The 24712-nt window shown below is 66.9% G+C and carries 23 protein-coding genes; all 23 read left to right on the forward strand.

Annotation, left to right across the window (positions count from 1 at the left end; genetic code table 11):
- Positions 1–530: hypothetical protein (locus tag ACHFFZ_RS05115; protein WP_394275583.1), on the forward strand; the 530-nt coding region annotated here is incomplete at its 5' end.
- The gene (locus tag ACHFFZ_RS05120) at positions 523–2088 is read left to right on the forward strand and encodes a CpaF family protein (RefSeq protein ID WP_394275584.1); all 1566 of its coding nucleotides are present in this window, start codon (positions 523–525) and stop codon (positions 2086–2088) included. The genes ACHFFZ_RS05115 and ACHFFZ_RS05120, both read left to right, overlap by 8 nt.
- Positions 2085–2963 (forward strand): type II secretion system F family protein, encoded by an 879-nt coding sequence (locus tag ACHFFZ_RS05125; protein WP_394275585.1) that lies wholly within the window; start codon positions 2085–2087, stop codon positions 2961–2963. Before ACHFFZ_RS05120 ends, ACHFFZ_RS05125 begins: the two co-directional genes overlap by 4 nt.
- A complete protein-coding gene (locus ACHFFZ_RS05130) occupies positions 2960–3868 on the forward strand; it encodes a type II secretion system F family protein (RefSeq protein ID WP_394275586.1) in 909 nt (302 codons plus the stop codon). The genes ACHFFZ_RS05125 and ACHFFZ_RS05130 overlap by 4 nt, the downstream gene beginning before the upstream one ends.
- A gap of 212 nt (positions 3869–4080) precedes the next feature.
- Positions 4081–4311, forward strand: coding sequence for a hypothetical protein (locus tag ACHFFZ_RS05135; RefSeq protein ID WP_394275587.1), 231 nt, complete (start codon positions 4081–4083; stop codon positions 4309–4311).
- Positions 4308–4724, forward strand: coding sequence for a TadE/TadG family type IV pilus assembly protein (locus ACHFFZ_RS05140; protein ID WP_394275588.1), 417 nt, complete (start codon positions 4308–4310; stop codon positions 4722–4724). The genes ACHFFZ_RS05135 and ACHFFZ_RS05140 overlap by 4 nt, the downstream gene beginning before the upstream one ends.
- 2 nt (positions 4725–4726) lie before the next feature.
- Entirely contained in the window at positions 4727–5155 is a 429-nt protein-coding gene (locus ACHFFZ_RS05145; RefSeq protein WP_394275589.1) for a pilus assembly protein, read from the forward strand.
- 44 nt (positions 5156–5199) lie between these two features.
- Positions 5200–5580 (forward strand): pilus assembly protein, encoded by a 381-nt coding sequence (locus ACHFFZ_RS05150; RefSeq protein ID WP_394275590.1) that lies wholly within the window; start codon positions 5200–5202, stop codon positions 5578–5580.
- Entirely contained in the window at positions 5580–8948 is a 3369-nt protein-coding gene (locus ACHFFZ_RS05155) for a BTAD domain-containing putative transcriptional regulator (RefSeq protein WP_394275591.1), read from the forward strand. Before ACHFFZ_RS05150 ends, ACHFFZ_RS05155 begins: the two co-directional genes overlap by 1 nt.
- Positions 8949–9322: 374 nt before the next feature.
- Entirely contained in the window at positions 9323–9718 is a 396-nt protein-coding gene (locus ACHFFZ_RS05160; protein ID WP_394275592.1) for a hypothetical protein, read from the forward strand.
- Between the two features lie 626 nt (positions 9719–10344).
- Positions 10345–10596, forward strand: a complete 252-nt coding sequence (locus ACHFFZ_RS05165; RefSeq protein WP_394275593.1) for a hypothetical protein — start codon at positions 10345–10347, stop codon at positions 10594–10596.
- Between the two features lie 673 nt (positions 10597–11269).
- Entirely contained in the window at positions 11270–12178 is a 909-nt protein-coding gene (locus ACHFFZ_RS05170) for a hypothetical protein (protein WP_394275594.1), read from the forward strand.
- Positions 12179–12246: 68 nt separating this feature from the next.
- On the forward strand, positions 12247–12498 hold the full coding sequence (locus ACHFFZ_RS05175; protein WP_394275595.1) for a hypothetical protein: 252 nt from the start codon (positions 12247–12249) through the stop codon (positions 12496–12498).
- Positions 12495–13562 carry a hypothetical protein gene (locus ACHFFZ_RS05180; RefSeq protein ID WP_394275596.1) on the forward strand — a complete coding sequence of 356 codons (1068 nt, stop codon included), beginning with the start codon at positions 12495–12497 and terminating at the stop codon, positions 13560–13562. The genes ACHFFZ_RS05175 and ACHFFZ_RS05180 overlap by 4 nt, the downstream gene beginning before the upstream one ends.
- A 16-nt stretch (positions 13563–13578) precedes the next feature.
- Positions 13579–13869 (forward strand): hypothetical protein, encoded by a 291-nt coding sequence (locus ACHFFZ_RS05185; RefSeq protein WP_394275597.1) that lies wholly within the window; start codon positions 13579–13581, stop codon positions 13867–13869.
- Between the two features lie 63 nt (positions 13870–13932).
- Positions 13933–14577, forward strand: coding sequence for a hypothetical protein (locus tag ACHFFZ_RS05190; protein ID WP_394275598.1), 645 nt, complete (start codon positions 13933–13935; stop codon positions 14575–14577).
- Positions 14578–14589: 12 nt separating this feature from the next.
- Positions 14590–17169, forward strand: a complete 2580-nt coding sequence (locus tag ACHFFZ_RS05195; protein ID WP_394275599.1) for an ATP-binding protein — start codon at positions 14590–14592, stop codon at positions 17167–17169.
- Positions 17166–19295, forward strand: a complete 2130-nt coding sequence (locus tag ACHFFZ_RS05200; RefSeq protein WP_394275600.1) for a hypothetical protein — start codon at positions 17166–17168, stop codon at positions 19293–19295. The genes ACHFFZ_RS05195 and ACHFFZ_RS05200 overlap by 4 nt, the downstream gene beginning before the upstream one ends.
- On the forward strand, positions 19292–20803 hold the full coding sequence (locus tag ACHFFZ_RS05205) for a peptidoglycan DD-metalloendopeptidase family protein (protein WP_394275601.1): 1512 nt from the start codon (positions 19292–19294) through the stop codon (positions 20801–20803). The genes ACHFFZ_RS05200 and ACHFFZ_RS05205 overlap by 4 nt, the downstream gene beginning before the upstream one ends.
- Positions 20800–21534 (forward strand): hypothetical protein, encoded by a 735-nt coding sequence (locus ACHFFZ_RS05210; protein WP_394275602.1) that lies wholly within the window; start codon positions 20800–20802, stop codon positions 21532–21534. The genes ACHFFZ_RS05205 and ACHFFZ_RS05210 overlap by 4 nt, the downstream gene beginning before the upstream one ends.
- Positions 21535–21656: 122 nt before the next feature.
- Positions 21657–22190 (forward strand): hypothetical protein, encoded by a 534-nt coding sequence (locus ACHFFZ_RS05215; RefSeq protein ID WP_394275603.1) that lies wholly within the window; start codon positions 21657–21659, stop codon positions 22188–22190.
- Between the two features lie 181 nt (positions 22191–22371).
- Positions 22372–22674 (forward strand): hypothetical protein, encoded by a 303-nt coding sequence (locus ACHFFZ_RS05220; RefSeq protein ID WP_394275604.1) that lies wholly within the window; start codon positions 22372–22374, stop codon positions 22672–22674.
- Between the two features lie 269 nt (positions 22675–22943).
- Positions 22944–24512 carry a hypothetical protein gene (locus ACHFFZ_RS05225; RefSeq protein ID WP_394275605.1) on the forward strand — a complete coding sequence of 523 codons (1569 nt, stop codon included), beginning with the start codon at positions 22944–22946 and terminating at the stop codon, positions 24510–24512.
- Positions 24513–24712 lie beyond the last annotated feature (200 nt).

The following is a 24712-nucleotide window of genomic DNA, read 5'->3' on the forward strand; positions in this document are numbered from 1 at the left end:
TGGAGGGCAGCAACGCCGACTTCTTGCAGGGACCCCGGTCACCGCGTCACGCCCGCAGCCTGTCGTCGCTGTGGCCTGCCTTCATCAACCTCTTCGGCTCCCTCGACACCCAAGGCACCGACGTGATCATGGACCTGGGCCGCTACGGCACCGAAGACTTCGCCCATGCAGTGCTCACCAAGAGCGATCGAGCCATCCTCACCATGACCTCGAGCTTGCCGGCGATCGTGGGCACCAACTGGGTCGCGAACCACGTGGCCGAGAACTTCCCCGAAGGACGCGGCCAACGCCTGCAGCTGTGCATCATCGGCCAGGGCCAGCCCTACCCAGCCCGAGCAATCGCGAAGAAACTCCAGATCCCCGACCCCATCCCGGTGGCTTTCGACGCCGCCACTGCCGCCCACTTCAGCACCGGATCCGCCCTGCCGAGGCGCAGGGTGGGCAGCTCCACGCTGCTGCGTTCCATCGACGCGATGGGTGCCGCCCTGCGCGCCACCTCGAACCTTCCCGTGGAGGACGACGATGAGTGACCCGATCCGCGAGAACGAACCGCTGCCACTCGACGCGGTAGACCTGCTGCGGCTGGCCTCCGAGCCCGCCCCCGCCCCCGATGCCCCGGCGCCCGTTGCCGTGCCGGAGGACCCGCCCTCAACCACCGGCACGCCAAAGCACCTCCCTGGCTCCGGAGTCGCCCGCCCTCGGGCCTTGGCAGCCAGCCAGTACGACAGCATTGACTGGGCGTGGGTGGAGGAGCTGCGCAGCCAGGCCGCAGCCCAGTTGGCACAGAGGGCCGGAGCGGAGGTCGACACCGGCGCCCAGTTTCTGTCCGATGCCGACCCGCACACGCGTTTGGAGGCCACACACCTGGTCAACGACCTGATCGACGAGTCCATCAAGGGCCGGATGGTCCAGGGCCAGATTGACGGCGCCAACTTCGACCAGCGCCAGATGGCCTCCATCGTGCTCGACAGCCTGTTCGGCATGGGTCGACTGCAGCCGCTGCTGGACGCCGACGACATCGAGAACATCGAGTTCTTCGGACCCCACCGAGTCCTGCTCGAGCACGCGGACAGCAGCCTCGAGGACGGCCCCACCAGGATCTTCGCCGACGAGGCCGCCATCCGCTCCTACGTCAGCTTCATCGCCTCCCGCGACGGCGGTCGCGCGTTCTCCCCAGCGCGCCCGAACCTCGACCTGAACCTCAAGGGCGGCGAGCGTCTGTCGGCCACCAGCTGGGTCTCTGCCATGACCTACCTGACCATTCGCAAGCACCGCCTGACCGACATCACCCTCGACGACCTCGTGCAGCGCGACGAGCTCAGCGAGCTCGCCGCTGGCTACCTCGACGCCATGGTCAAGGCTCGTCGCAGCATCGTCGTGGCCGGACAGCAGGGCGCTGGCAAGACCACGCTGACCCGTGCCCTCTGCCATTGCATCGACCCGGACGAGACGATCGGCACCTTCGAGACCGAGTACGAGCTCGGCCTGCACGAGATGCCGTTCTTCCGTCGAGTGAAGGCCTTCGAGGCACGACCGGGATCGGGGGAGCGGGGCGTCGACGGCCGTCAGGCTGGCGAGATCACTGTCGACGACCTGATCTACAACAGCTTCCGCATGAACCTGCAGCGCCAGATCGTAGGCGAGGTCCGCGGCCGCGAGGTCCTGGCCATGATCAAGGCCATGCAGTCCGGATCCGGATCGCTGTCGACCACCCACTCGGCGGACGCGAAGGGCGCAGTCGAGAAGCTCATCACCTGTGCGCTGGAAGCCGGCCCCCACGTGACCCTTGACTACGCCACACGAGCCGTCGCCGCCGGCATCAACCTGATCGTCTACATCTCGCGGGCCGACGTCGAGCACAACGGCACCCGTCGCCGCCTGCGCTACATCTCCGAAATCTGCGAGGTCGCACCCAGCGCAGACGCTGCTGAACGGTTCTCGGTGACACCGATCTTCAAAACCACCCCCGACAGCCCTTACATCGCGGTCCCGCACCACGCCTCTGCCTACGCCGACGAGCTGGATCCCGATCTGTTCGATCAGTTTGCGTTCAACAGCCAGGCCGTCATCGACAGGGGACAGCGATGATCGGCATCGTCGCGGCGATCATCGCCGCCCTGGGCGTCGGGGGAGTGCTTCTCCTGGCCGACGGCCTCACCCCCCGCCCCGCAGCACCCCGCTCCAAGCCGACCTATCCGCACTCGGCCCTGTGGCGCGAACTCAACGACGAGGAACGACTTCTGGGTGCAGCTGCCCTGGTCGCCGGCATCGTCATAGCGCTGGCCAGCGGCTGGGTCGTGCTGATCGCTGTGCTACCCGTCGCCGTGGTCGGCATTCCCCGCCTGGTACGCAACACCAGCATGAAGCGCTCAACCGATCGGCTCCAGGCCCTCGAGGACTGGACCAGGTCGCTGTCCGGCGTGCTGGTCTCCGGCCTCGTCCTGGAGAACGCGATCATGGCCTCCCGCCGTGCCGCGCCCCAGCCCATCGCCAAAGAGGTCGCGATGCTATGCACCCGACTGCGCTCAGGCACCGGCACTGAGAAGGCCCTGCGCGCCTTCGCCCGTGACCTCGACGACGCCACCGCCGACCTCGTGGCCCTCATGCTGATCAAGGCCTCGCAATTCACTGGCGTGGCCCTGGCCGACCAGCTCACCGGCGTGGCGGCCTCCGTCAGCGAGGATGTCCGCGCTCGCCGCCAGACCATGGCCGCGCAGCGAGAACCCCAGTCCACCGCCTCCCTGATGACCTGGATCATGGTCGGCTCGCTCGGCCTGGTCAGCCTCATGGGCGACTACATCGCCCCCTATGGCACCCCCATTGGGCAGGTCATCCTCGCGGTCCTGCTGCTCCTGTTCGGTGCTCTATTGGTGCTGATGAAGCGCATCGCCACCGCCCCACCGCCGCCACGAATCATGGGCCCGACCAGCCGCTACGTCGAGAACGAGAAGGACAAGAAGTGAGCCTCGTACAGATCGCCGCCCTGCTGGGCGTGCTGTTCGGCGTCGGCTGCGTTGGCCTGACCCACCAACTGCTGCCCTCCAATCCCGACTTGGGCGGCGCCCTCAACCGCCTCGCCCCCGGCAGGAGCCTGACTGCGCCCCTGCCTGCACGTGCATCCCAGGAGGACATCTCTGCCTCTGCCAAGCTCGGCCTGTGGCTGATGCGCCACGCCCCCTGGCTAATGCTCGGCAAGACTCCCGAGGCTGACCTCGACCTGCTGCAGTACCCGCTGCACCGCTTCTACGCCGCCAAGGTCGAGTACGGCCTGTTCGGCCTGCTCGCCCCCACCCTGCTCAACTTGAGCATGTGGCTGCTCGGCATCAGCTCCAGCCTGCCCGTCTCCGTGCTGGCCAGCATCGGTCTGGCTGCACTGTTCAGCATCATGCCCAACCAGTCGGTGGGCGCCCGCGCTGCCAAGGCTCGCAAGACCTTCCGCTGGGGCCTGATCGCCTACATCGAGCTCGTCGCGATCGAACGCGCCGCCGGATCTGGTGCTCGCCCCGCCCTCGAGCAGGCCGCCTCCATGTCCGACTCCTGGGTCTTCCGCCGCATCGCCGAGGAGCTCTCGCGCTCACGTTGGGCCGGCGAGTCCCCTTGGGAGGGGCTGACGCGCATGGGTGGCAGGCTGCAGCTGGATGCCTTGGTCGATTTCTCCGAGGTGATGAGGCTCTCGGGCGAGGAGGGCGCCAACATCTACGAGATCCTGCGCAACCGTGCAGCGAGCCTGCGCACCGAGATCGTCCACAACGACCTCGGTGATGCCACGGCCCAGACGCAGAAGATGTCCCTGCCGATTGGTGGCCTGTTCCTCGTGTTCGGAGCCATCTTGATGGCTCCGGTCATGCTCCGCGCGATGGGCATGTGAGCTTCCAGGGCCCGACTTTCCTGAGAATTTCGTCCCTCTCACGACCCAATCGAGACCCCAAACTGCTTCTAAGTAGGCCTTTCGTCAGAGTTCCCAGATTCTCAGTATTGGTTCAGACTTGGAAACGACGTGCGGTAGCGGTCACCAATTGCCCCTTCCGTGGCGTTGTTGAGTTGTGGATCCGTGCTTCACCCCCCCGAAGGAGATTTCCCATGTCGAACCTGAATCCGAACCGTCTCTACGTGGAGGCCCAGTCCGGTATCGCCTGCTTGACCCATGCCCTCGACCAGCGCATGGAAGCGCTGCGCTCGGAGGATGAGGCCGGCTTCGAGATCCCGGCAAACATGATCATCATGGTCGGTCTGATCGCGGTGGCCATTGTCTTCGTCGCGGCCGTCAAGCCCTTCGTCGAGAAGGCCATTGCCGAGATGAAGATGCCGTGAACCGACCCGCCGCGCTCGTCACCGCAGTAGGTGGCGCACCGCGCCGTCTGCGGGACGAGCGCGGCGCCGCCGGGCCAGTCACCGCAGCCATCGTGGTGCCGAGCCTGCTGTTTGTCATCGTCGCCGCGATCCAGATCGGCCTGTGGTACATCGCCCGCTCTGCCGCGATTACCGCTGCCGAGGAGGGCGCGCGTGTCATGGCGGGCCAGCACGCCACGCAGGCCGACGGGTGCTCCGCTGCCCGCGACTTCGCCACCAGGGCAGGACACAATCTGTTCACCGTCAGCGACGTTGACTGCAGCCGCGGGTTGCAGTCGACCGTCACGGTCACTGGCCGCGGGATTTCCATGGTCCCCGGCGTCCCGATCACCGTGAACCAGTCCGCAACCCTGCCTGTCGAAAGGGTGAGCTGAGAATGCGCCATCTCCGACACCTGGCCCGCGAGGAGCGCGGCAACGCTGTCGTCGAGGGTGCCGTCTATCTGACCGGCCTCGTGCTCCTGGTCGGACTGATCATCCTGGGCGGCAGGCTGGCCTTGGCGCGCCAAGCGCTCAACCACGTCGCCTTCCAGGCAGCTCGAACTGCCAGCCTGCAGCGAGACGCTGGCACGGCCCAGACGGAGGCGCAATCCCAAGCTGCCGCGACTTTGGCCAATCAGCACCTCACGTGCGTCTCGTCGAGCACCAGCGTCGACGTCAGCGGCTTCGGTGCTCCGCTGGGTGAGCCGGCCTCGGTGACAGCCATGACCACCTGCAGCATGCCTCTGGGCTCCCTGCTCGGATCGACCACCATCACCATCCGATCCACAGCTACGTCGCCGATTGATTCCTGGAGAGCCCGCTGATGAGAACACTTCGCACAAATGAGCGTGGGTACATCGGCCCGTCCATGGCGATCTTCATGTTCCTGTTGATCATCATCATGGGTGCCGCAGTCGATCTGGGCGGACAGATGCGCTCCATGCAGAAGGCCGACGATGTGGCTCGAGAGGCAGGGCGTCAAGGCGCCCAAGCTCTCGACGTAGACGCAGCTATGGCCGGCAACGCGCAACAGGTCGACCCCGGGATGGCGCGCGCCGCCGCGGAGAACTACCTCGCCTCGGCAGGCGTCACCGGCCAAGTGAGCGTGCAGGCAGGGACCCTGCTCGATGTCACCACAGCCACTACCTACCAGCCGGTCTTCCTCGGGATCATCGGGATCGGAGAGCTCAACGCCTCGGGGCACGCCCAGGTGCAGCTGATCCGAGTGGTCAATGGACAGGAGCGATGATGAACACCTTCAAGACGCGGTTCACCGGGCTTGCCGCCCTCGTGACGGTGATCGGCATCGTGGTGGGTTCGCCGTGGCTGCTGCTCACCTTCCATCCTTTCGCGCAGATCAGCTGGACGACGCTGCGCACCACGCTGACCCACCCCGATGACGGCACCGTCGCCCTCGCGCTGATCGCCGTGATCGGGTGGATCACCTGGGCATACTTCACCGTCGCCGTCGTCCTCGAGGCCATCGCCGCCATCCAGAAGCGGCCAGCCTTCGAGCTGCCCGGCTTCCACCTACCCCAGCACCTCGCCCGTCGCCTCGTCGCGGCCGTCGCGATGCTGTTCATTGCCGTGCCCCTGACGACCGGAACTGCCCACTCCGCCCCCGCCGACACCACCCCGCACCAGCCGCCGGTCGCCACCGCCAGCCGCACGCCCTCGACCTCTGCCCAGCCGCGCGCCCCGGCGGCCGCACCGTCGAGTTCGAGCCACACGGTGCACACCGTCGTTCCGACCGATTCACTGCGCAGCCTCGCCCAGGAGCACCTCGGCGACGCAGACCGCTGGGAGGAGATCTTCAAGGCCTCGACCGGCATCACCCAGCCCGACGGTCAGCACCTCACCGATCCCGACATCATCGTCGACGGCTGGACCCTCCACATCCCGGCCACACCCGCCAAGACCCCGTCGTCGGCCGCCAGCAAGACCACAGCACCCCGACACCAGCAGCAGACCCCGAAGGGCACCCCGGCGCCACAGACACCCACCCAGCCGCAGCCCACCGGTGCTGCGTCCAATGAGACAGCCCCGGCCACCACCATGGCACCGGCCACCGCGGTCAACTCGCCCACGACCTCGGTCATCGGCCAGACCACGCCCAAGACAGGCGCCACTGCCGCCTCCAAGCCAGCGGCCAGCGTGAAGCCCTCAGCCGCCCCTAGTGCAACGAACCCCAGCCGCAGCACCAGCAATACGACCCAGCCCAGTTTGGACGGCGGCATCGCCCCGCAGCAGGCACCCACCCTGCAGCAGGGCAGCCAGGCTCCCTCGGCGCTTCCCCTGCCCGAGACCGCCAGCGTCAGCCAGAGCGAGGCCGTCAGCGACGAGTCCGCCTGGCCGGTTCGCACGGTCACGGGTGTGGGGGCCGTGGTGGCCGCCGGCGTCATCACCCTCATCGGCACCCGCCGCGCACGCCAGCAGCGCCGCCGACGCCGCGGCGAGGCCATCGCCATGCCGGGTGAGCAGACCATGACCATCGAGAACCAGCTGCGCGCCGTCGCCGACCCGCTCGCTGTCGAAGACGTCGACTGCGCCCTGCGCCAGCTCGCCGCAGCCTGCACCGCCACCGAGAAGCCCCTGCCGAGGGTGCGCGCCGCCCGCCTCACCGGCGACCAGTTCGACCTCTACCTGGCCGAGCCCGCAGACCTGCCCGAGCCCTGGTACGGCACCCCCGACAAGACTGTGTGGTCCCTAGACGCAACCGATCGCCCCACCAGCCCCCGCCGCCTACGCGAAGAGACCCCGGCGCCCTACCCGGCCCTGGTGACGCTGGGGCACGACCTCGAGGACGGCCACGTCTTCATCGACCTGGAACACCTCGGCTCCCTCGCCGTGGCCACTGAGGGAAGCGATGCAGAGGCAACCGGTCGGGCGATCGCCGCAGCCCTGGCCGTCGAGCTGGCAACCTCGCGCTGGGCCGACCACCTGCAGGTCACCTGCGTCGGCGCCTTCGCCGACCTCGAAGGCGCCCTGCAGACCGGCCGGATCCGCTACGTGCCCACCATGACCGCCGTCCTCGACGAACTCGAGCGCCGCACCCGCCAGGACCAGGAACAACTCATCGCCCAGACCGGACAGGTGGGCCTCGCCCAGGCGCGTGTAAGCGCCACAGCCACCGACGCCTGGATCCCCGAGGTCCTCATCGCCAGCCAGCCCCTCACCCGCAACGAAGAGGACCGCCTCAACGCCATCATCGAAACCACCCCACAGGTGGCAATCTCCGTGATCACGCTCACCGAGCCCCACCTCGGCGACTGGATCTTGCGCGTGCCCGCCGAAGGCGTCGACTCCGCAGTCCTCGAGCCCCTCAACCTGCAGCTGCGCGCCCAGCAGATCACCGCGCACGACTACCAGGCGATCCTCGACTCGGTCAGCACCGCCACCTACGACCTGCCGACCGATGTCGTCGTCACCGCATCCCCGGTGGCCCCCGTGACCACCCTCCCCACCCGGGTCCTGCCCGCCGGCTCCCAGACCGAGCGCTCCCCGTTCGCCCGTCCGCTTCTCGATGAGGAGGACGATGCCAACGAACAGCCGACGGAGCCGCTGAAGCCGGCCAAGCCAGTGCCCACCGCTCTGGCTGGGCTGGTCCAGGCGCCCAAGCCCATCCCAAGCACTCCGGAACACGACACCGTTCCCATCCTGGAGCCCGAGGCTGTCAGCGAACCGGAACCCTCCAACTCGCAGAAGGCCGATCACGATGCCGGGAGCGCTGTGGTCCCGGATGATCAGGCTGTGCCGGTAGAGATCCCGACGATCGCGGAGTACGCGAAGCTGCGCCCGGTGCGGGAGATCACGACGGCGGATGGGAAGCCGTGGGAGCACCCGCTGCTCCGGGTCATGGGTCCGGTCGAGTTGGAGGGTGCCAAGGGGACGCACCCGGGGACAAAGAGCAACGTGTGCACGGAGTACGCGACGTTCCTGGCGCTGCATCCGGACACGTCGGTCGAGGCTCTGGACGATGCTCTGTGGCCTGGGCGGTCCAAGGCGAACAACGCCACGACGCGCAATCCGTACACCTCGCGGCTGCGGTCGTGGCTGGGCGTGAACCCGGTGACGGGGGTCGAATACTTCCCGCGGTTCACCTACCGGCTGGAGAGCGTGACCACGGACTGGGACCTCTTCCAGGAGCTCGTGCCGGGAGCGCCGTCGCAGGCGTCGAGCAAGGACTTGGCTAAGGCATTGTCGCTGGTGCGTGGCCGACCGTTCGATGGTGCGGCTGGTGGCCGTGGCGCGACGCGCAAGGGCGGCAGGTACCGCTTCAGCTGGGCGGAGATGCTGCGGCAGGAGATCACGGCCAAGATCGTGGATGCGGCCGAGGAGCTGGCGCTGCGGAACCTGCATGCTGGGCGCTGGGGTGCGGCTGAGGAGGCCGTCGCCTTGGGGATCCGCATGAACCCTGGTGTGGAGCGTCTGTGGCGCATCCGGATTCTGGCCGCGCACCAGGCGCACGACAAGAAGGCCGAGGACGAGGCAATCGAGCGCTTGTACGTGATCGTCGAGGATGAGCTCGAGAGCGATCTGGAGCCCGAGACCACCGAGTTCCTTGCAGCCCTGGAGAACCGTTCGGAGCACTTTGAGAAGCTGGAGGCGCTGCTGTGACCGCGATTCGACGCACTAGGAGATCTGTGATGAACACCCGGAATTGGGCCGTGGCGCTGCTTGGCGGTGGCGATCGTACTTCGGGGGGTCGTGCTCGCGGGGTTGGGCGTTGTGCGGCAGGGGCGCTGGCCGGGGTGGCTCTGGTGTCGCTGGCTGGTTGTGCGGGAGGTGGTGCTGGTCAGGTGGCGAGCCCGTCTCCCAGTGTGTCGTGGGTGGTGCCGAGCGCATCGTCCGGAGGGGCCACGCCGGCGCCGGCGTCAAGTGTGTCGGTGTCTGCGTCAGGGAGTCCATCGGCCTCGCCGTCGTCATCCGTGGGTCCCGGGACCGCTACCAAGAGTGCTGTTCCGTTGCCAAAGGCGGATCAGACGGCAGCGTTGGCAACACTGGATCGCTACTGGCAGGAGTATGAGGCTCTTCACGCCGACCCCAAGCGTTCGGCAGAAGCCATCACCAGCCTGACCACGGGCGCGGCCCGTACCCAGACGTTGGCTGAAGTCCAGGAAACTAGGAAGGCCAAGCTGCGCACTGCCGGCTCGTCGAGCACGGTTTCACAGTCGGTGATGAAGGCCACTCGTTCCCAGGGGCTGGATGCCGTGCGAGTGCGGACGTGCGTGGATGTCTCGAAGGTGCGAGTGCTGGATGAGAAGGGCAAGGACGTGACGTCGAAGTCACGCCCCACTCGTTCATTGGCTATCTACACCTTGTCCAAGCCGACCGATGGAGGGACGTGGGCGGTCAACCTCATCGATTCCCAGCTAGAGACATGCTGAGGCGTCAGGGGGCTGCCGCACTGGGATTGGCGGTGCTGGTGGTGACGGGTTTCGGTGGGGCGACCACGGCCGTCGCAGCAGGGGGCACCACCTGTAATCAGCTCACCGGTGTATGCCAAGTGTCGGTGGGTGATGGCGGGTCCGAGGGCAGTCCCGGCGGTCCTCCACGGGATGCGGTTGGGGATGGCAAGAGCGCCCCCCAGGTATGCAGCAAGACTGATGGGTCTGTGGTCCCGTGTTCGGGTCCGGGCGGTGCCTGGTTCAATTCCCAGCAGTGTTACGCGGCTCCTTTCGGGGGAAGCACTACAGATTCGCCCTTCGCGGGAAGTAGTGATCCGGTGTACGTCTGCGGGGGGAATGATCTGCCGCGATTGTTCTCTGTTCCGGCCGCACAAGCTCCGCCACCGCCGCCCGATCCTCGGGTGCTGGCTCAGCAGGCTATTGATCAGATGCAGCTCCGGGCGATCAAGCCCGGTATGGCCCCGCCTCCGGGCTCCAATGGTTCCGTGATCGGGCTGCCTACATGGATGTGGGTTGCTGATCCTGGCCCGTCCACGACCGGTCCCCAGACGCGGTCTGTGACGGCTGCTGGATGGACTGTCACGGCGACGGCCACCATGACGGGGGTGCGCTGGAACATGGGTGACGGATCCGAGGTGGTTTGTGGACGTGGAACTGCCTATGAGCGTTCCTTCGGAGCCAATCCTTCTCCTGATTGCGGCCACACCTACACCGATTCGGGGGATTACACGGTCACGGCCACCAGTTCGTGGCGTGTGGATTGGGAAGGCATCGGTCAGAGCGGAAGCATTCCCATGACTTTCACCTCAACGTCCCAGGTGACCGCGATGGAATTGCAGGCTATCGGCCAACAGTGATGTTCCCCATCGGATCGTTCGGGGAAGGCTCTATTTCGCTTTTGGGAGTGCTCGACTGGACGTCGATTACTTCCGGATGAGGGGTCCCGTGTTGTGTGCTGGACACGGGACCTCTGTGTTTCCGAGCACGACCCTGAGGCGGCACCGGTTGGATGCGATTTGTCTGGTGTTGGTCTCCCGGGTGTAGCAGGGTGACCTGGGTGGGGTAGTCCTCCCAGTCCAGCTCATCGATTCTCGTCACCCGGGAACCAGGACCGCGTGGGTCAAAAGTGAGTGCTCATGTGAACTGGCTGCTCTCGACGGCGCCTGTCTCGATGCTGGGGACTGGAGTGCACTCGGCGACTACCGCCGTCCCGGGGGCGCCCCCGGGACGACTGGACAGCCTTCAGGCCCTTCCCACTCGTACCCTGCCGGCGGAGGGGCTTCTTGAGGTTGCCCGTCAGCGCGAAGAGGCCCCTTCGCACGAGATCCCGCGATGAGCCAGCACGAGCAAGATCCATCCCGTCCAGACCCAACCGAGACGCGATGGGTGAAGGTGGGCAAGGAAGACAACCCTTACAGAGCAGAAAAAATTGGTCATTGTGCGGTAGGAGGGGTTGCGGGCAAGAGTTCGGGCAAGAAGTGCTGAGTGAAGTGGGGTCCATCCCACCCCTTCGCTCAGGAGACCTCCACTGTGGTTGCGAACAACACCTTCTACCGCGTCTGCACACGCGACGAGCTGCTGGGGTCGATCCATGAACCGTTCGCCTCGCTTGTCATCGAGTGGGTGGAGCTCAACGAATCCCCCTCCACCTCTGATGCCGTGGCGCGATGGGGACGGCTCGAACCAGTGCTGGCTGGGTTCTCGCAGCTGGGGGCCATCCCGCTGTACGTCGACCAAGCTGGCGTGGAGGACAAGGATGATGTCCTGGCCGCGCTCCTGCGACTGGCTCAGACAGGAGAACCCTTGGCAGGACGCGCGGTCCTGCACTGCATGCTGCCTGGACTGCGTCGGCTATACGCCTCTCGCCCGATGTTTCGCCGCGGATGCGAGCGGGCCGGTCAACGCGCCGGCTACGACGAAGCGGATGCTGAACACCTGCTGATCAGCGAGTGCTGGATGCAGATCATGCGATACCCACTCGATAACCGCCCTCGCAAGATCGCATCGAACCTCTACTGGGACACCCGAAAGAACGCGATCTCAAAGCCAGGGGGCGAACTCGACCTCGTCGTCGCAACAGACGAAGAATTCGACTTCCAATCCGATACCAATGTCGAGCAGGAATATCTCGAATCCGTCGGCATTGAAAAGTTCGCCATGGACCTCTCGGCCTGCATCGAATGGGCCCGGTCCGTGGACGCCCTTTCACCTTCCGAAGCACAGCTGCTGATCGACACATGCGTGGAGCACGGGATGCAGCGCCCAATCACCACAAACCTGTCGGGCCACCGGAACGAGATCTACCTGACCATCGCAGAAGAGCAGGGCCTGAGCTACAGAGCCGTGGTCAAGCAGGTCTCACGCGCGAAAGCGCGCCTGGTGTCGGCGATCACCGACAACTTGCTCGCCCACGAAGAACCGATTTTCTGCGCCAGCTAATGGTCACCGATCAACACCCCGGCGGCGTTGGGTGTTCAGAAAGAAGCAACCCGTTTGGAGGGATGGACGTGAGCGTGGCAGTGCATGACGACCCCGAGCTGGTCACCGCAGTGCGTGTTCAGGCAGCGCACCTGAGCGTTCTGGGTGCCCTGGCTGATCTGGCAAGCGACCCCCTGGACCTCCAGCGCGCACACGCGATGCGCCAAGCACTCAACGAAGCCGACGAGGTCCGGCCCCTGCTGCAGCACATGCGTCAAGCCGCCCGCCAACGCCCCCACCTCACCCTGCTGCCCCGCCCCGACCAGGAGGATGCGCGATGAAGCTGCACCGCAGGAATCCCCAGCCCCACCAGGACGACGACCTCGACCACGAAGCCGACGGTGGCGCTCCCGGTCTGGAGACGTGGACCAACCGCAACCGGTTGATCACGCGGGCAACCACGGCCGGGCTAGTGCTGGCGATCGCCCTCGCGCCGGCGCATCTGGTCTATGACCTGGTGACCCCCGACCAGGCCGCGGTCGCCTCGCCCACGAGCACGACGAACAGCAGCCTGCACGACCAGAAGAGTCGGGTGGGGCTGTACGCGCGCGATGCGGTCGTGGCCTACCTCAGCGCCACCCAGACGCAGAGCGCCGAGGTCAAGGCCTGGTTCTCCATGTTCCAGGGGTCGCTGCCGGAGAAGGCGCCCACGTTGTCCGATCCGGTGGTCGCCTCGGCCGACATGATCGCGACCAACCGGTGGACGGTGCGGGTCGCGGTCACGGTGGGTGGGGTGCGGCAGTACCTGCAGGTGCCGATGGCGGTGGATCCGGTCAGCGGCGCGATCTCCACCATGGCTCTGCCACAGCCCGTCCCTGGACCCCTCACCGGTGCTGCGGTGAAGACCGAGATGTCCGAGGCGGTGTCGCCGAGCAGTTCCCTGGGGCTCACCTTGGGCGGTTTCACCGCGGCGCTGGCCGCCGGGCAGGGAGACATCACCCGCTACACCAGCCCAGGTTCCACGATCGCTGCCATCGCTCCTCGCCCCTTCGAGAAGGTCGCGATCAGTGCCATCACCTCCGATGTTGCGATCCCCACCCACCGCGACCCCCACGAGGGCGGCACCGCCCAGGTGATGGTGCGCGCCACGGGCACAGGTCAGCAGGTCGGCACTCAAGAGGTCTCGTGGGTGTTGACCGTGAAGGCCCGCGCCGGCCGCTGGGAAGTGTTTTCTCTCGACTCTGTCCCCGGGATCCGCAGCGGCGCCACCCCGTCGGATCCGACCCAGTCCCCAGCCACCACGACGTCCACCTCGATGTCCCCTTCCTCGTCCGAATCAGGAACGCCTGTCTCGGCCGCACCCAACCCGACCATGCCGAGCGCTCCCGCCTCGGCACCCCAGTAAGAAAGGGCCACTACTCATGACCACCTTCCTCGTCCCGATGGAGAACATCTTCACCCTGATCAATGACCTGGCCAACCAGACGGTCTCCACCGCACAGATCGTGGTGATCGCTTTGGCCGTCGTCGCCTTCTTGGCGCTGTCGGCCATGAGGGGGTTCAAGGGCGGAAGCATGCTGATCCTGTTCTTCATCTGCTCCTTCTTCGTGTGGGCCGTGTTCAACATGGACGTGGGCAAGACCACCGTCGACGACACCATTGGCGGCGGCTCCAATCCCGCCTCCGCCGCGCCGACGAACCAGGCCCCCTGACCCCCTCTGGGAGGAAACCCACGATCCGCCACACCCGAAACACAGCTCCCAGGAGACGTAGTCATGGCCGATGAACAGCAGCAGCTCGATGTCGTGAAGTGGTACACCTCGGCTCGCAAGCTGCGCCCGAAGATGGGTCGCACCCCTCACGGGGCCAAGATCCCCTTCGGCCCCTTCGACACCTACGGCGTCGTCAGCGCCGGCGCGGTGTTCGTCGGCGCCAAGATCTACTTCGACCTGGGCCTGCGATCGGGTGTGGCGCCCTGGCTGGTGCTGGTGGCGGCTGCGATCGGGACCTACTTCCTGATCGCACGGATGCCGACGGATGGTCGAAATCCGCTGATGGTGGCCAGTGGGCTTGTCAGCCACGTCACCGCCTCCAGTACCGGTGTCTACCGCGGACGCACCCTGCGCCTCCCGCGGCCGCACATCACCCACGGCAGGGTCCTGGTCGCCATGACCGACCACCCCAACAACGCACCCGCCCCCAGCCACACCACCCCAGAACCTGCCCGCCCCCACACCACAGCGGCGCCTTCTGCGGCGAACGTGACCACATCCACCACTCCTGACGGGCTCACCACCCGTCCCCGAACCTCGTCCGCGGCCCCCCAGCCCGAGCCTCCCGCTGTGCCGGCAGAGCGCACCATCACCGCACTCACCGGAGTCCAGCGGCTGCTCGCCGGTCTCCCGGACGACCAGAAGTAGAGGAACAGCACCATGCGCATCCCCACCACCGCCATCGTCGGTAACCTGCGATGGACCACATCAGGCACCGTATGGGCCGACTGGCTGCTGTCCGGCATCGCCTACAAGCACAGCTCCACCAAGACCAAGCGAGCCGTCCGTGACGCCCACACCGCCTTCTACCGCGCCCTGCCCGGCGAATCCCTGCTCATCAGCCCCGTCACCAGCCTCGACCCCAGCGCCATCGTCGACCGCATGCTCGCCGGCGTCGACCTGGAAGCCCACCCCGCCTGGGCCGAGGAGACCCTCGCCACCTACGACACCCTCGCCGAGATCCCCCTGGGCAGCCGCCTCTACTGGCTCAGCGTCCCCCTGGGCAGCCACAACCTGCTCGACCGCCTGCGCAGCACCACCACCGCCAGCCTGAACCGCCTCACCGACCAGCTCAGCCTGCCGCGCACCATCCCCGACCCCGACGAAGTCGCCCGCCGCACCGCCCAGGCCAAGGCCATCGCCGAACGCATCCCCAGCTTCAGCCCCCGCCCCGCCACCGCCGCCCAGATGCTGTGGCTGCACCAGCACATGCTCACCCGCGGCCTCTACCGCGAAGGCCCCGTGCCCACCCCCGGCGACCTGACCAGCGACCTGGCCGTCACCCCACGATCCCTGATGGGCCACCCCCACTTCGACGAGGGCTGCCACACCGACGCCACCACCCGCACCGATCGAGCCAAGGCCCGCAACCCGCTGGCCACCAACAACCACATCCTCAAGGTCACCGACATCACCGCAGTCGACGCCGAATCGTCCTACCAGGCGCTCGGCGTCATCTCCCGCCCACCCAGCGGCGGCATGGAGTTCCCCGGCAGCGAGCTGCTCGGCCGCATCGACGAATCCGGCCTCGACGTCGACTGGGTGCAGCGCATCCACGTGGTGGGACGCGAGAAGACCATCAGCGCCAACCAGCGGGCCCTGTCCAGCCTGAAGGACCAGATCTTCCACACCGGAGGCGATGACCAGAGCAACATCACCGCCAACGCGGACCTCGCCCTGGTCGAGAACGCCCTGCAGGAATACGTCGAACTCATGGCCAGTGACGACCTCGAACTCGAAACCCGCATCACCACCATCCTCGCCATCGGCGCTCCCGACCGGGCTGGCGCGTTGGAGGATCTGCAGGTGCTGAAGTCCTTCGTGTCGGGCTGGCACCACAAGCTGGTGGTGCCTGTCGGGAACCTCGAAGACCTGTGGTGGGCGATGCATCCCGGCGTGGCCACGTCGGCGCTGGTGCGCGACATGGAGGGGATCACGACCAGCAAGATGGCCGCCGGGCTGGTTCCGATGATCGACACTTCGGTGGGAAGTGGGCGTGGCGTCCCCTTGTGCATCAACCTGGCCAACGGCCCCATGGCCGCCCAGAGCCTGCCCTTCGGCCCCAGCGACGTCATCTTCCATGACCTGGATGGCGCCTCCGAGCGCGACACGGTCGGGTCCTTGGCTGTGGCCTGCGAGACAGGCGCTGGAAAGTCGGTGCTGTTGAAGAAGCTCGTCGACGCCTCCTTGGACAAGGGTGGCATCGCCGTGATCGTCGACCGCACCGAGATGGGGGAGTACGCGCTGTGGGCTCAGGCTCGTCTGGGCGCCGACGTGGCCGTGGTCGAGATCATCGATCCCCAGTACAGCTTCGACCCCTTGCGCCTGTTCGCTGGCGACGAGGCGGCCACCGTCGCACAGGGCTTCTTCACCACCCTGCTGCACGTCCACCCCACCGAAGACCTGGGCATGGTTCTGGCCGAGGTGCTCGACCCCCAGTTCCGCGAGACCCACGGCCTCCAGGGCAGCGGGGACGTTGCCGACTTCTTGCTGGACTGCGACGACCACGACTGGCGAGACCTCGGACGCAAGATGCGGGTCTTCAAGGGCTCCAAGGACCGCCCGATCCCCACCGGCCGGGTCGTGTTCGACAGCAGCCTGCCCGTGCCCGACATCACCAAGTCGATGGTGATCCGCACCAACCGTCTGGAGCTGCCCAAGATCGAGCAGCTGACCCACGAGCACCTGTTCAAGCAGATGCCGATCTCGAAGATCTTCGGCCACTCCTACTACGGCCTGATCGCCGGCTTCGCCCGCAACGTGTGCTTCCGCGACCGTGGGCGCCAGGCCTTGTTCGTGATGGACGAGGTCAACATGCAGGTGAGCAGCCCCGACGTGGAGGCCTACCTCAAGGAGTTCAACCTGGACGGCCGCAAGCACAAGGCTGCCGCAGTGATGGCCGGCCAGAGCGTCATGGGAGGGGGAATGGGCAGCCCCGAGCTGCTCAACTCCTTCCCCACGCGCATCGTGGGGCGCTTCCGTGACCGCGAGCAGGCAATCGCATCGCTGACCTGGATGCTGGGCGGGGAGCACCCCGATGAGGAACTGGTGGAGATGGTCACCACCGACACCTCACCGATCATCAAGCGAGGCGAGGACGAGTACGTGGAGCCCCATCGCCGCGGCGAGTTCTTCCTGCGTGACAGCCAGGGACGCCAGGGGCGGGGCAAGGTCATTCCTCCCACGCAGAAGGCGCGCTTTGCTGCCGCCATGGCCACCGGCTTCGGCGGTGCCCAGTGATCTCGCGGTGGACGTGGCTGTGGCGGAGCCTGGGACGCCGCCCGCGGCTGCGCCGTGGACTGCTCACGCTGGCCATCGGGTGGTTGGTGATGATCGGGGTGGGTGCCTCTGTCGCCGTGGCCGATGACATCAGCGGCAAGGCCGCCAGCGACCCGATGATCACGTGGATGTCGCTGACCGACACCCACGGGGTGCCGATCTACGCCTACCAGATCTCGGGCCCCAAGGAGCCCACAGGGCTGGACGCCCTCAACCCCATCCCCAAGACCGCGACCCTGTGGCACTCCTTGGCCCAGCTGAGCTTCGCCAGCTACCGCACCGTCACCGCCTACGCGATCTGGGGCATCGACTGGATCGCCTCCTTTGAGTGGTTCAAGATGCTCAACGATCCGGCCATGCAGTTGTCCGGAAAATTCTCGATGCTGCTCGACCGGATCAACGTGATGCCCGCCTTCATGGCCATCACCGCACTGGTCGCGTTCATCCTGTGGGCCACGGGCCGGGGCGCCAGTGCCGTCTACGAGCTGGCGGCCTGCTGGATCATCGCCTCCCTCACCGTGGGCATGCTGGCCAACCCCATCTCCTCCGTCGGTGGAGATGACGGCCTGATCATGCAGACCCGCAACGCTGGCATCGAGATGGCCGGCTCCCTGACAGCGCCGGTGCAGGGTGATGTCGTCATGAGCACCGATGGCCGTGTCGTCCAGGAACCCAGCCTGGACATGTCCACCGACACCGACGCCCTGCAGTCAGAGCTCACCAGCAAGCTCATCGACGTCTTCGTGCGCCAGCCAGCCCAGCTGATCAACTACGGCAAGGTCCTGGACAAGACCGGATGCGAAGGAGCCTTCAACGACATCACCAAGGACGGCCCCTACTCCGACAGCTCCATTCCCATGGACAAGGTCACCGAATGTGACCAAGAAGCAGGTGGCTTCGCCGCCAACCCCTCACCAGCACAGCCCATGGCAGCCCTGGCGCTGGCCCCCGCTGGGCTGGCCATCCTCGTCCTGGCCGTCCTGATCGCTGGCGGCATCGTCAGCGCCACCGGATGGGCGCTCTACAGCGCGGTGAAGATGCTGTGGTCCAACCTGCAGGCCCTGCTGCCCGGCGGCAACAGGGACGGTCTGGCCATGGACATCGCAGAGATCATCGTGAACCTGGCCCTGCTGTGGTTCTCGGTGTTCATCCTGGCCATCTACCAGGTCCTGGTCACCGGGATCTTCAACGAGGCCGACAACGAGGCCCTGCCCAAGACCTTCATCCAGGCCGACATCCTGCTCATCTTGCTCGTGTGGATCTACAAGAAGCAGAAGGACAAGATCCACCACCAGGCCGAACGCATCGCTCGGTTCCTCTCCCAGCGACCCCAAGGCGGCAACTTCAAGGCCCCCGTTCGCCCCAACTGGAATCCGGTCAAGGCCGCAGCCGGCGCGGCCGCGGGCACCACCATGCTCCTGCGTCGCCGGCAACCCCGCAGAGCACCCACCGCCTCTCCCGCGAACCACACCTTCGCCCCGACCCAGATCAACATCTTCGGTGGCCAGGCCGACCAGCACGACCCCGACGAAACAGCTCGGCCACGCGTCACGGTCACCCAGGTCGACCCTGACCCCCAGCCCTCCCCAGCCAAGAGACTGGCCATGATCACGGGCAAGACCGCAGGAAGCGCCCTGCTGGGGCATGCCACGGGGGGTGCGTCCACCATCCTGCTGGCCGCCAATCGTGCACGTCGCCTGGCGCTGAACACCCGCCAGCGGGCCTCACAACGCCGAGAAATCGAAGGCCGACTGCGGCCCGGGGCGCTCCCGCCGGCCCCGACTCGCCCCCAGCTGGGCCCCGGCCCTGCCAGCGGGAACCACAACCCCCGCAGTGGCGACGCGTCGCGGCCCGGCCGCCCCAACCGGCCACACCCGTCGGGCGGTGGCCTGTTCGGGTGGATGCGCAACATGCGCAGTGCAGGCTCCACCAAGTCCGCAGCCGACGGCTACCGCAGGATCCGCACCCGCGACGGCGTCGTCCTGATCCCCTCCACGCCCGCATCGGGCCCCTCGGCGGGTGGAGGCCGCAGCGCTGCGAGTGCGGCGTGGCTGCGCCGCCGTCGGCGCCGGGGTGACAGCCGATGAAGAAGTGGCTGCTCGGCGGCGTCGGCAGCACCCTGGCCCTGATCCTGCTCACCCTGCTGGCCATCCCGATGCTGATGCTGCTGCTGCTCGACGACGACGGGGACCAGGCCGAAGCGGGCATGGTCGGGGGAGTGGGCGGACTGTCCGCGGCCGTTCCCGCCGAGTACGTCGAGTGGCTGCTCAAGGCCGGCGCCATCTGTCCCGAGGTCTCTGCGGCCCTGCTCGCCTCCCAGCTCGCGGCCGAGTCAAACTTCAACCCCACCGCGGTCAGCCCCGTGGGAGCCCAAGGGATCGCCCAGATCATGCCGTTCAACTTCGGCATGCTCCGCGACGACAACGGCAACGGAGTGGCCTCGGCCCTGGACCCGGCCGACGCGATCATGTTCCAGGGGCGCTTCATGTGCTCCTTCGCGCCCATGTTCCGTGGCGGGGCCAGCGGCGACGAGCTGGTGCGCTTCATGCTGGCCGCCTACAACGCCGGCCCCGGCGCAGTCCTGCCTTCCGGTTGTGGCACGGCCAACACCACCACCTGCCGGCCACGCATCCCCCAAAACGGCGAGACCCCGCCCTACGTCGACCGGATCATGGCCAACCTCGCCCAATACCAGGGCGCCGACCCCAACACCATCGCTGCCGACGGCGCCTGGATCCACCCCGTGGCCAGTTACACCACCGGCGGCACCTTCCGCCAAGTCGGCCGACACTGGGCGATGTGCGGCTGGCACACCGGCTACGACTACGCCGCCGCCCAAGGCAGCCCCGTCAAGGCCGTCTTCTCCGGCACCGTCATCCACGCCTCCTGGGGCTCCGACGCCGGCGGCACCGGCGCCGCCTACGGCAACCAGGTGATCATCGCCCACCCCAACGGGATGCGCTCCTACTACGACCACCTGACCGCCTTCGCCGTCTCCCAGGGCGACCAAGTCACCACTGGCCAGCTCATCGGTCAGGTCGGCCAGACCGGCAATGCCTTCGGCGCCCACTTGCACTTCGAGCTCACCAAGGCCGCACCGTTCACCTGCGACAACTTCATCGACCCCCACGCCTTCATCCAGTCCCGCCTCACCGCCCCCACCAACACCACCAAGACCACCGCCGGCAGCACCGCCCTCACCGCCAAGGTGATCGCCGCCGCCAAGAGCCAGCTCGGCGTGCGCTACTCCTACGGCGGCGGATCCCTCGACGGACCCAGCGCCAACATGTCCGGCGTGGTCGGCTTCGACTGCTCCTCCCTGGTCCGCTACGCCTGGTACCAGGGCACCGGACGCAGGATCACCCTGCCCCGCACCTCCGAACAGCAAGCAGCCCAGCTCACCAAGGTCACCTCCCCCCAACCAGGAGACCTCGTGGTGTTCAACATCAACGGCAACGGCTACAGCCACGTCGGGCTCTACCTGGGCGGCGGCCAGATGATCCACGCCCCCAACCCCCGCAAGACCGTCGAGATCACCACCATCACCAGCGGCTACTACGCCAACCAGTCACCCAGCTACCGGAGGCCAGCATGAAGCGCGCCATCCTCGTCGTGATCCTGCTCGCCTTCGCCGCCTGGGCACTGCTGGGCCCCACCGACGAACCCGCCACCCCCACCACAGCTCAAGCACCAGCCACGGCCACCACCGCATCCACCAGCACCCCGGAACCCACCACCATCCCCACCAAGGCAACTGTGACCCCCGGCCAGGTCATGGACGCCGACACCAGCCCCGTCCCCAAACCCAGCGGCCCCCGCCCCACCATCACCCCCGAACCCCTGCCCAGCCAGGCCCCCACTACCGTCCCCATGGTCACCATCACCCCCAACCCCACCCCCACCCAGCTGCCTGCGCTCCCGGCACTGGATGATCCGCAGACGGTGGCATTGGCCTTCGCGCAGCGCTACTTCACTCTCGACACGTCCGTGGACAACAGCCCGGCAGCAGGCCGTGCCCGTGCTGCTGCCGTGGCCACTCCGCGCCTGGCCGCCCAGCTGGTGCAGGCCCCCGTCAACGGGCGTTCCGGGGGTGACTGGCTGGCACTGCTCGAGCACCAGGGTTGGACCGAGGCCCAACCCACGGTGGTCACCCTGGGCAGCGCCCCGGACGACACCGGCACCACCGTGGTGAGGGCAGTGCGGGTGGACCTGCGATCGCGAGGAACCGACTCCTGGTTCGACAGGCGCACGCCGTTGATCACCGTGGAGCTTGACCGGGTCGACCAGGAGTGGCGAGTGGATGCCTACCAGGTGCTCGAGGGATAGACACCACAGGTCCTTCACGTCCCCGGTCCCACGCACCTAGCGTCACGAACACCCCACCAATGGAGGACCCCCATGACCCCGCAGTCGCACCGCCGGCCCGGCAGCATGCAGGACGGGCAGTGATGATCAACCCGTCCGGCTTGGTGTGGTGGCAGCCGTTGCCCCAGATGGACATGCAGATCCCCTACATCGGCCGCGCCATCGGCTGGCAGCACCTGGCCCCCACACAAGGGCGGGGCATCGTATGGGCACGCGCCGACAGGTGCGACCCCGACGACCCGTTCGACCTGGAGATCTCGCGCGCCGTGCTGCTGGACCTGTTCAGCGACGCCTACCCCACCGCCACGCAGCTACGTCGCCGCGGCTGCAGCATCGATGCCTGGCAGGTGCATCCCGTCGACACCTCCCACCAGCCCTTCGTGGACGGGGAAGTGGTGCTGGCACACCCGGGGAACCCCACCCACCATGTCCTGGTCAACCAGGACCTGCAGGACCCCCGCCGGGTACGCAGCCTGATGCGATGGGCCACCCACGCCGCGCTCGACTTCAGCGAGCAGCAGGCCGAAGCCGTGGGGTGGCAACAGCGATCCGGGAAGTGGCAGCGCACCCTCTACGCGCATCCTTGCTTCTGGGAGGTCACGGCCAATGCGGTCTAAGGGTTGGCGGGATAGGTGCTCAGGACTGGGACAGTGCAAGCACGAGCGCAGGGGCGGGTCTCCCTGGCGCAGGAGATGTGAGATGCGCGTGAAACCCGACCATCACAATTTGCATTCCGCAATACGGATAGTGTGCGTGTTGTCTAGCGCCGCACCCCTCTCACCCGCAAGGATGGGCACCATGTCATCGACAACCATCGGCACCAGCAAGCGAGGCCGCAAGCCCCGCACACATGAGACGCGTGTGGCTGTGCAGAGCAAGCTGCCGGTGAGCACCTTTGATGAGATCTTCCCCCAGGTGAAGCGCGAGCTCGGGCTCACCCAGAGCGACTTTGTGGCGATCGCCACCATCCGCGTCGCGAACGAGCTAAGGGCCGAAGCTGGCCTGGAGCCGATCGAGATGCCCCTCTACCTGGTCGAGGCCCTTGAGGGATCGACCCCCCTGGACAACCCCCTGCAGGAGGCGCTTCTGGAAGCCAGCTAACCAGGAGACAGCAGAAGGGCTGGACCCCTTCCCAAAGGTCCAGCCCTTCATGTGCTGCAAAGCTCGCGTCTGACTGCTCGGGGTTTCCCGGCCCCACAGTCAGATCCTTGGGCCTCACGAGGAGACCCGGGTTCCGTGATGAGAAACCAAACAACTGTCATCACGGTAGCAGTGGCATCCCGCTCTTCCCAAGCGCCTGCCACCAATCCTCGATCGTGTCCTGCCCAAATCTTCAGGATCGGGCATCCTTCCCCACGGAGAGAACGATCGTGTCACCCCTTGCCACAGCCGGGTCTACCGTCCCGGACTCCTTCATCAAGATCCCGCACGCCGTCGTGCGCGACTCCCACTACAGCGACTCCGCCGTGCTGCTCTACGCCGCCTTGTGCAACCACCCAGGCGATCTGTCCGGATGGATTCGCAAACCCCACGCCCACCTGGCCCGCTACCTGGGCTGGGACACCAACAGCGTCAAGACCGACTCCGCCGCCAAGCGGGTCGCCCGTGCCATCAAGCAGCTCGTGACCGGCCGCCTCATCCAGGTGCGCTGGATCCGCGAAGGCCTCCACAAGGTGCCCACCTATCGCGTCACGCCCCGCTCGCCCAAGGAACCCTTCGAGGCCCTGCCACGGCCCATGTTCAAGGCCGCCTGCCACGAAGAGCTGTCCCGTGACGGCGCCGCCATGATGCGCCACTGGCTGCTGTGGCGCATGAGCGCCGGCGCCGCCGGCTGGACACGCCCCGACTGCAAGACCCTGGCAAACCGCTGCAAGCTCACTGCCAAGGCCGTCGCCCGGCGCCTGGAACAGCTCGCCGCAGCCGGCTGGGTCCGCATCATCAACGGCGTCGGAGGCGAAGCCCTACGGTTCCCCCACGCCCCGCAGGCATCCTGCAACAGCTCGATCGAACCGTCCCTCGAGGCAGAACGAAGTGTCCAGCAGCCTCCCGCAGGGAACGACGACGAGGTGTCCACCCTCGACGCAACCAAGTGTCCTGCTCGTTCTAGCCACCCGTCCTCAGACCACCCATCAAACGACCCCTCGGTGGGAGCGTCAGCGACCACCGTTGAGTCTGTAGAGGGCCGCGCCGCGACGGCGGGCAAGCCGCCGAGAACAAACAACCCACGACGTCACACACACCACGCGGCGGCCTGCCGAATCATCAATGCCCAGCCCCACCTCGCTGGAAACCACCTGACTAGAGTCCGCCACAAGGCCATCGCCATGCTGACCAAGCGACTGCGCACCGCAGCAACCACCCCTCGACCCATCGACCCAGCCAAGGCCACCGCCTACATCGCAGACCGCCTCGAACAGGCAGCCCAGGAAGACACCCTGAACACCAACCACTGCCAGCTGATCCGCCAAGCACTCGCCAACCTGCGCGCCGACACCCTGGCCGCGCTCGACACCGCCCCCACAACCCCCACCGACACCCCACAGGTCACGCCGTGCCTCGACACGATCGTCGTGCCCGAGGGCCCACAGCTCGAAGACCTCGCCGCGCTCCCGGCGCCCTCGCGACGGCAGGTCCACGATGACCCGGCCCTCGCCGTCGAAGCCGTCGCGGCTGACCTCGCCCGATGGCTGCTCGGCCAGTTGGAGAGCGATCCAGACAGCGATGTCGATCGTCTGCTGGGCCACGCACAGAGTCGCCTCGAGAAGACTCTGGCCGGCACGCCCTACCAGGTCGCCGCATCATTCGCCCCTGGCCTGGTGCGCCGCGCCTACGAACGCTCACTCCTGCAGCAGCAGGCCGACGAGCTCGCCGATCTCGACGAACTGCGCCGCATCCACGAACTCGCCATCACCAGTCTCGCCCAGGCCAGGACGGCATGACTCCACGCCACAACAAGCCCTGCCGCAGACTCGGCAAGTCCGGTGAACCGCTGGCGTGAGAGCAATGATCAGAACCTGTGGATGGCTCTCGGCGAGGTGACGTAGAGGAGACGTACCTCCCGAGCAAGATCGAAGCCCATGCTCAAGTTCGGATCGTGGTCGGCGTTGACGCGCCGGCTCGGGAAGGTACGTCCATGTTC

Origin of the sequence: Luteococcus sp. (genome assembly GCF_043424415.1) — a bacterium.
Lineage (GTDB): Bacteria > Actinomycetota > Actinomycetes > Propionibacteriales > Propionibacteriaceae > Luteococcus.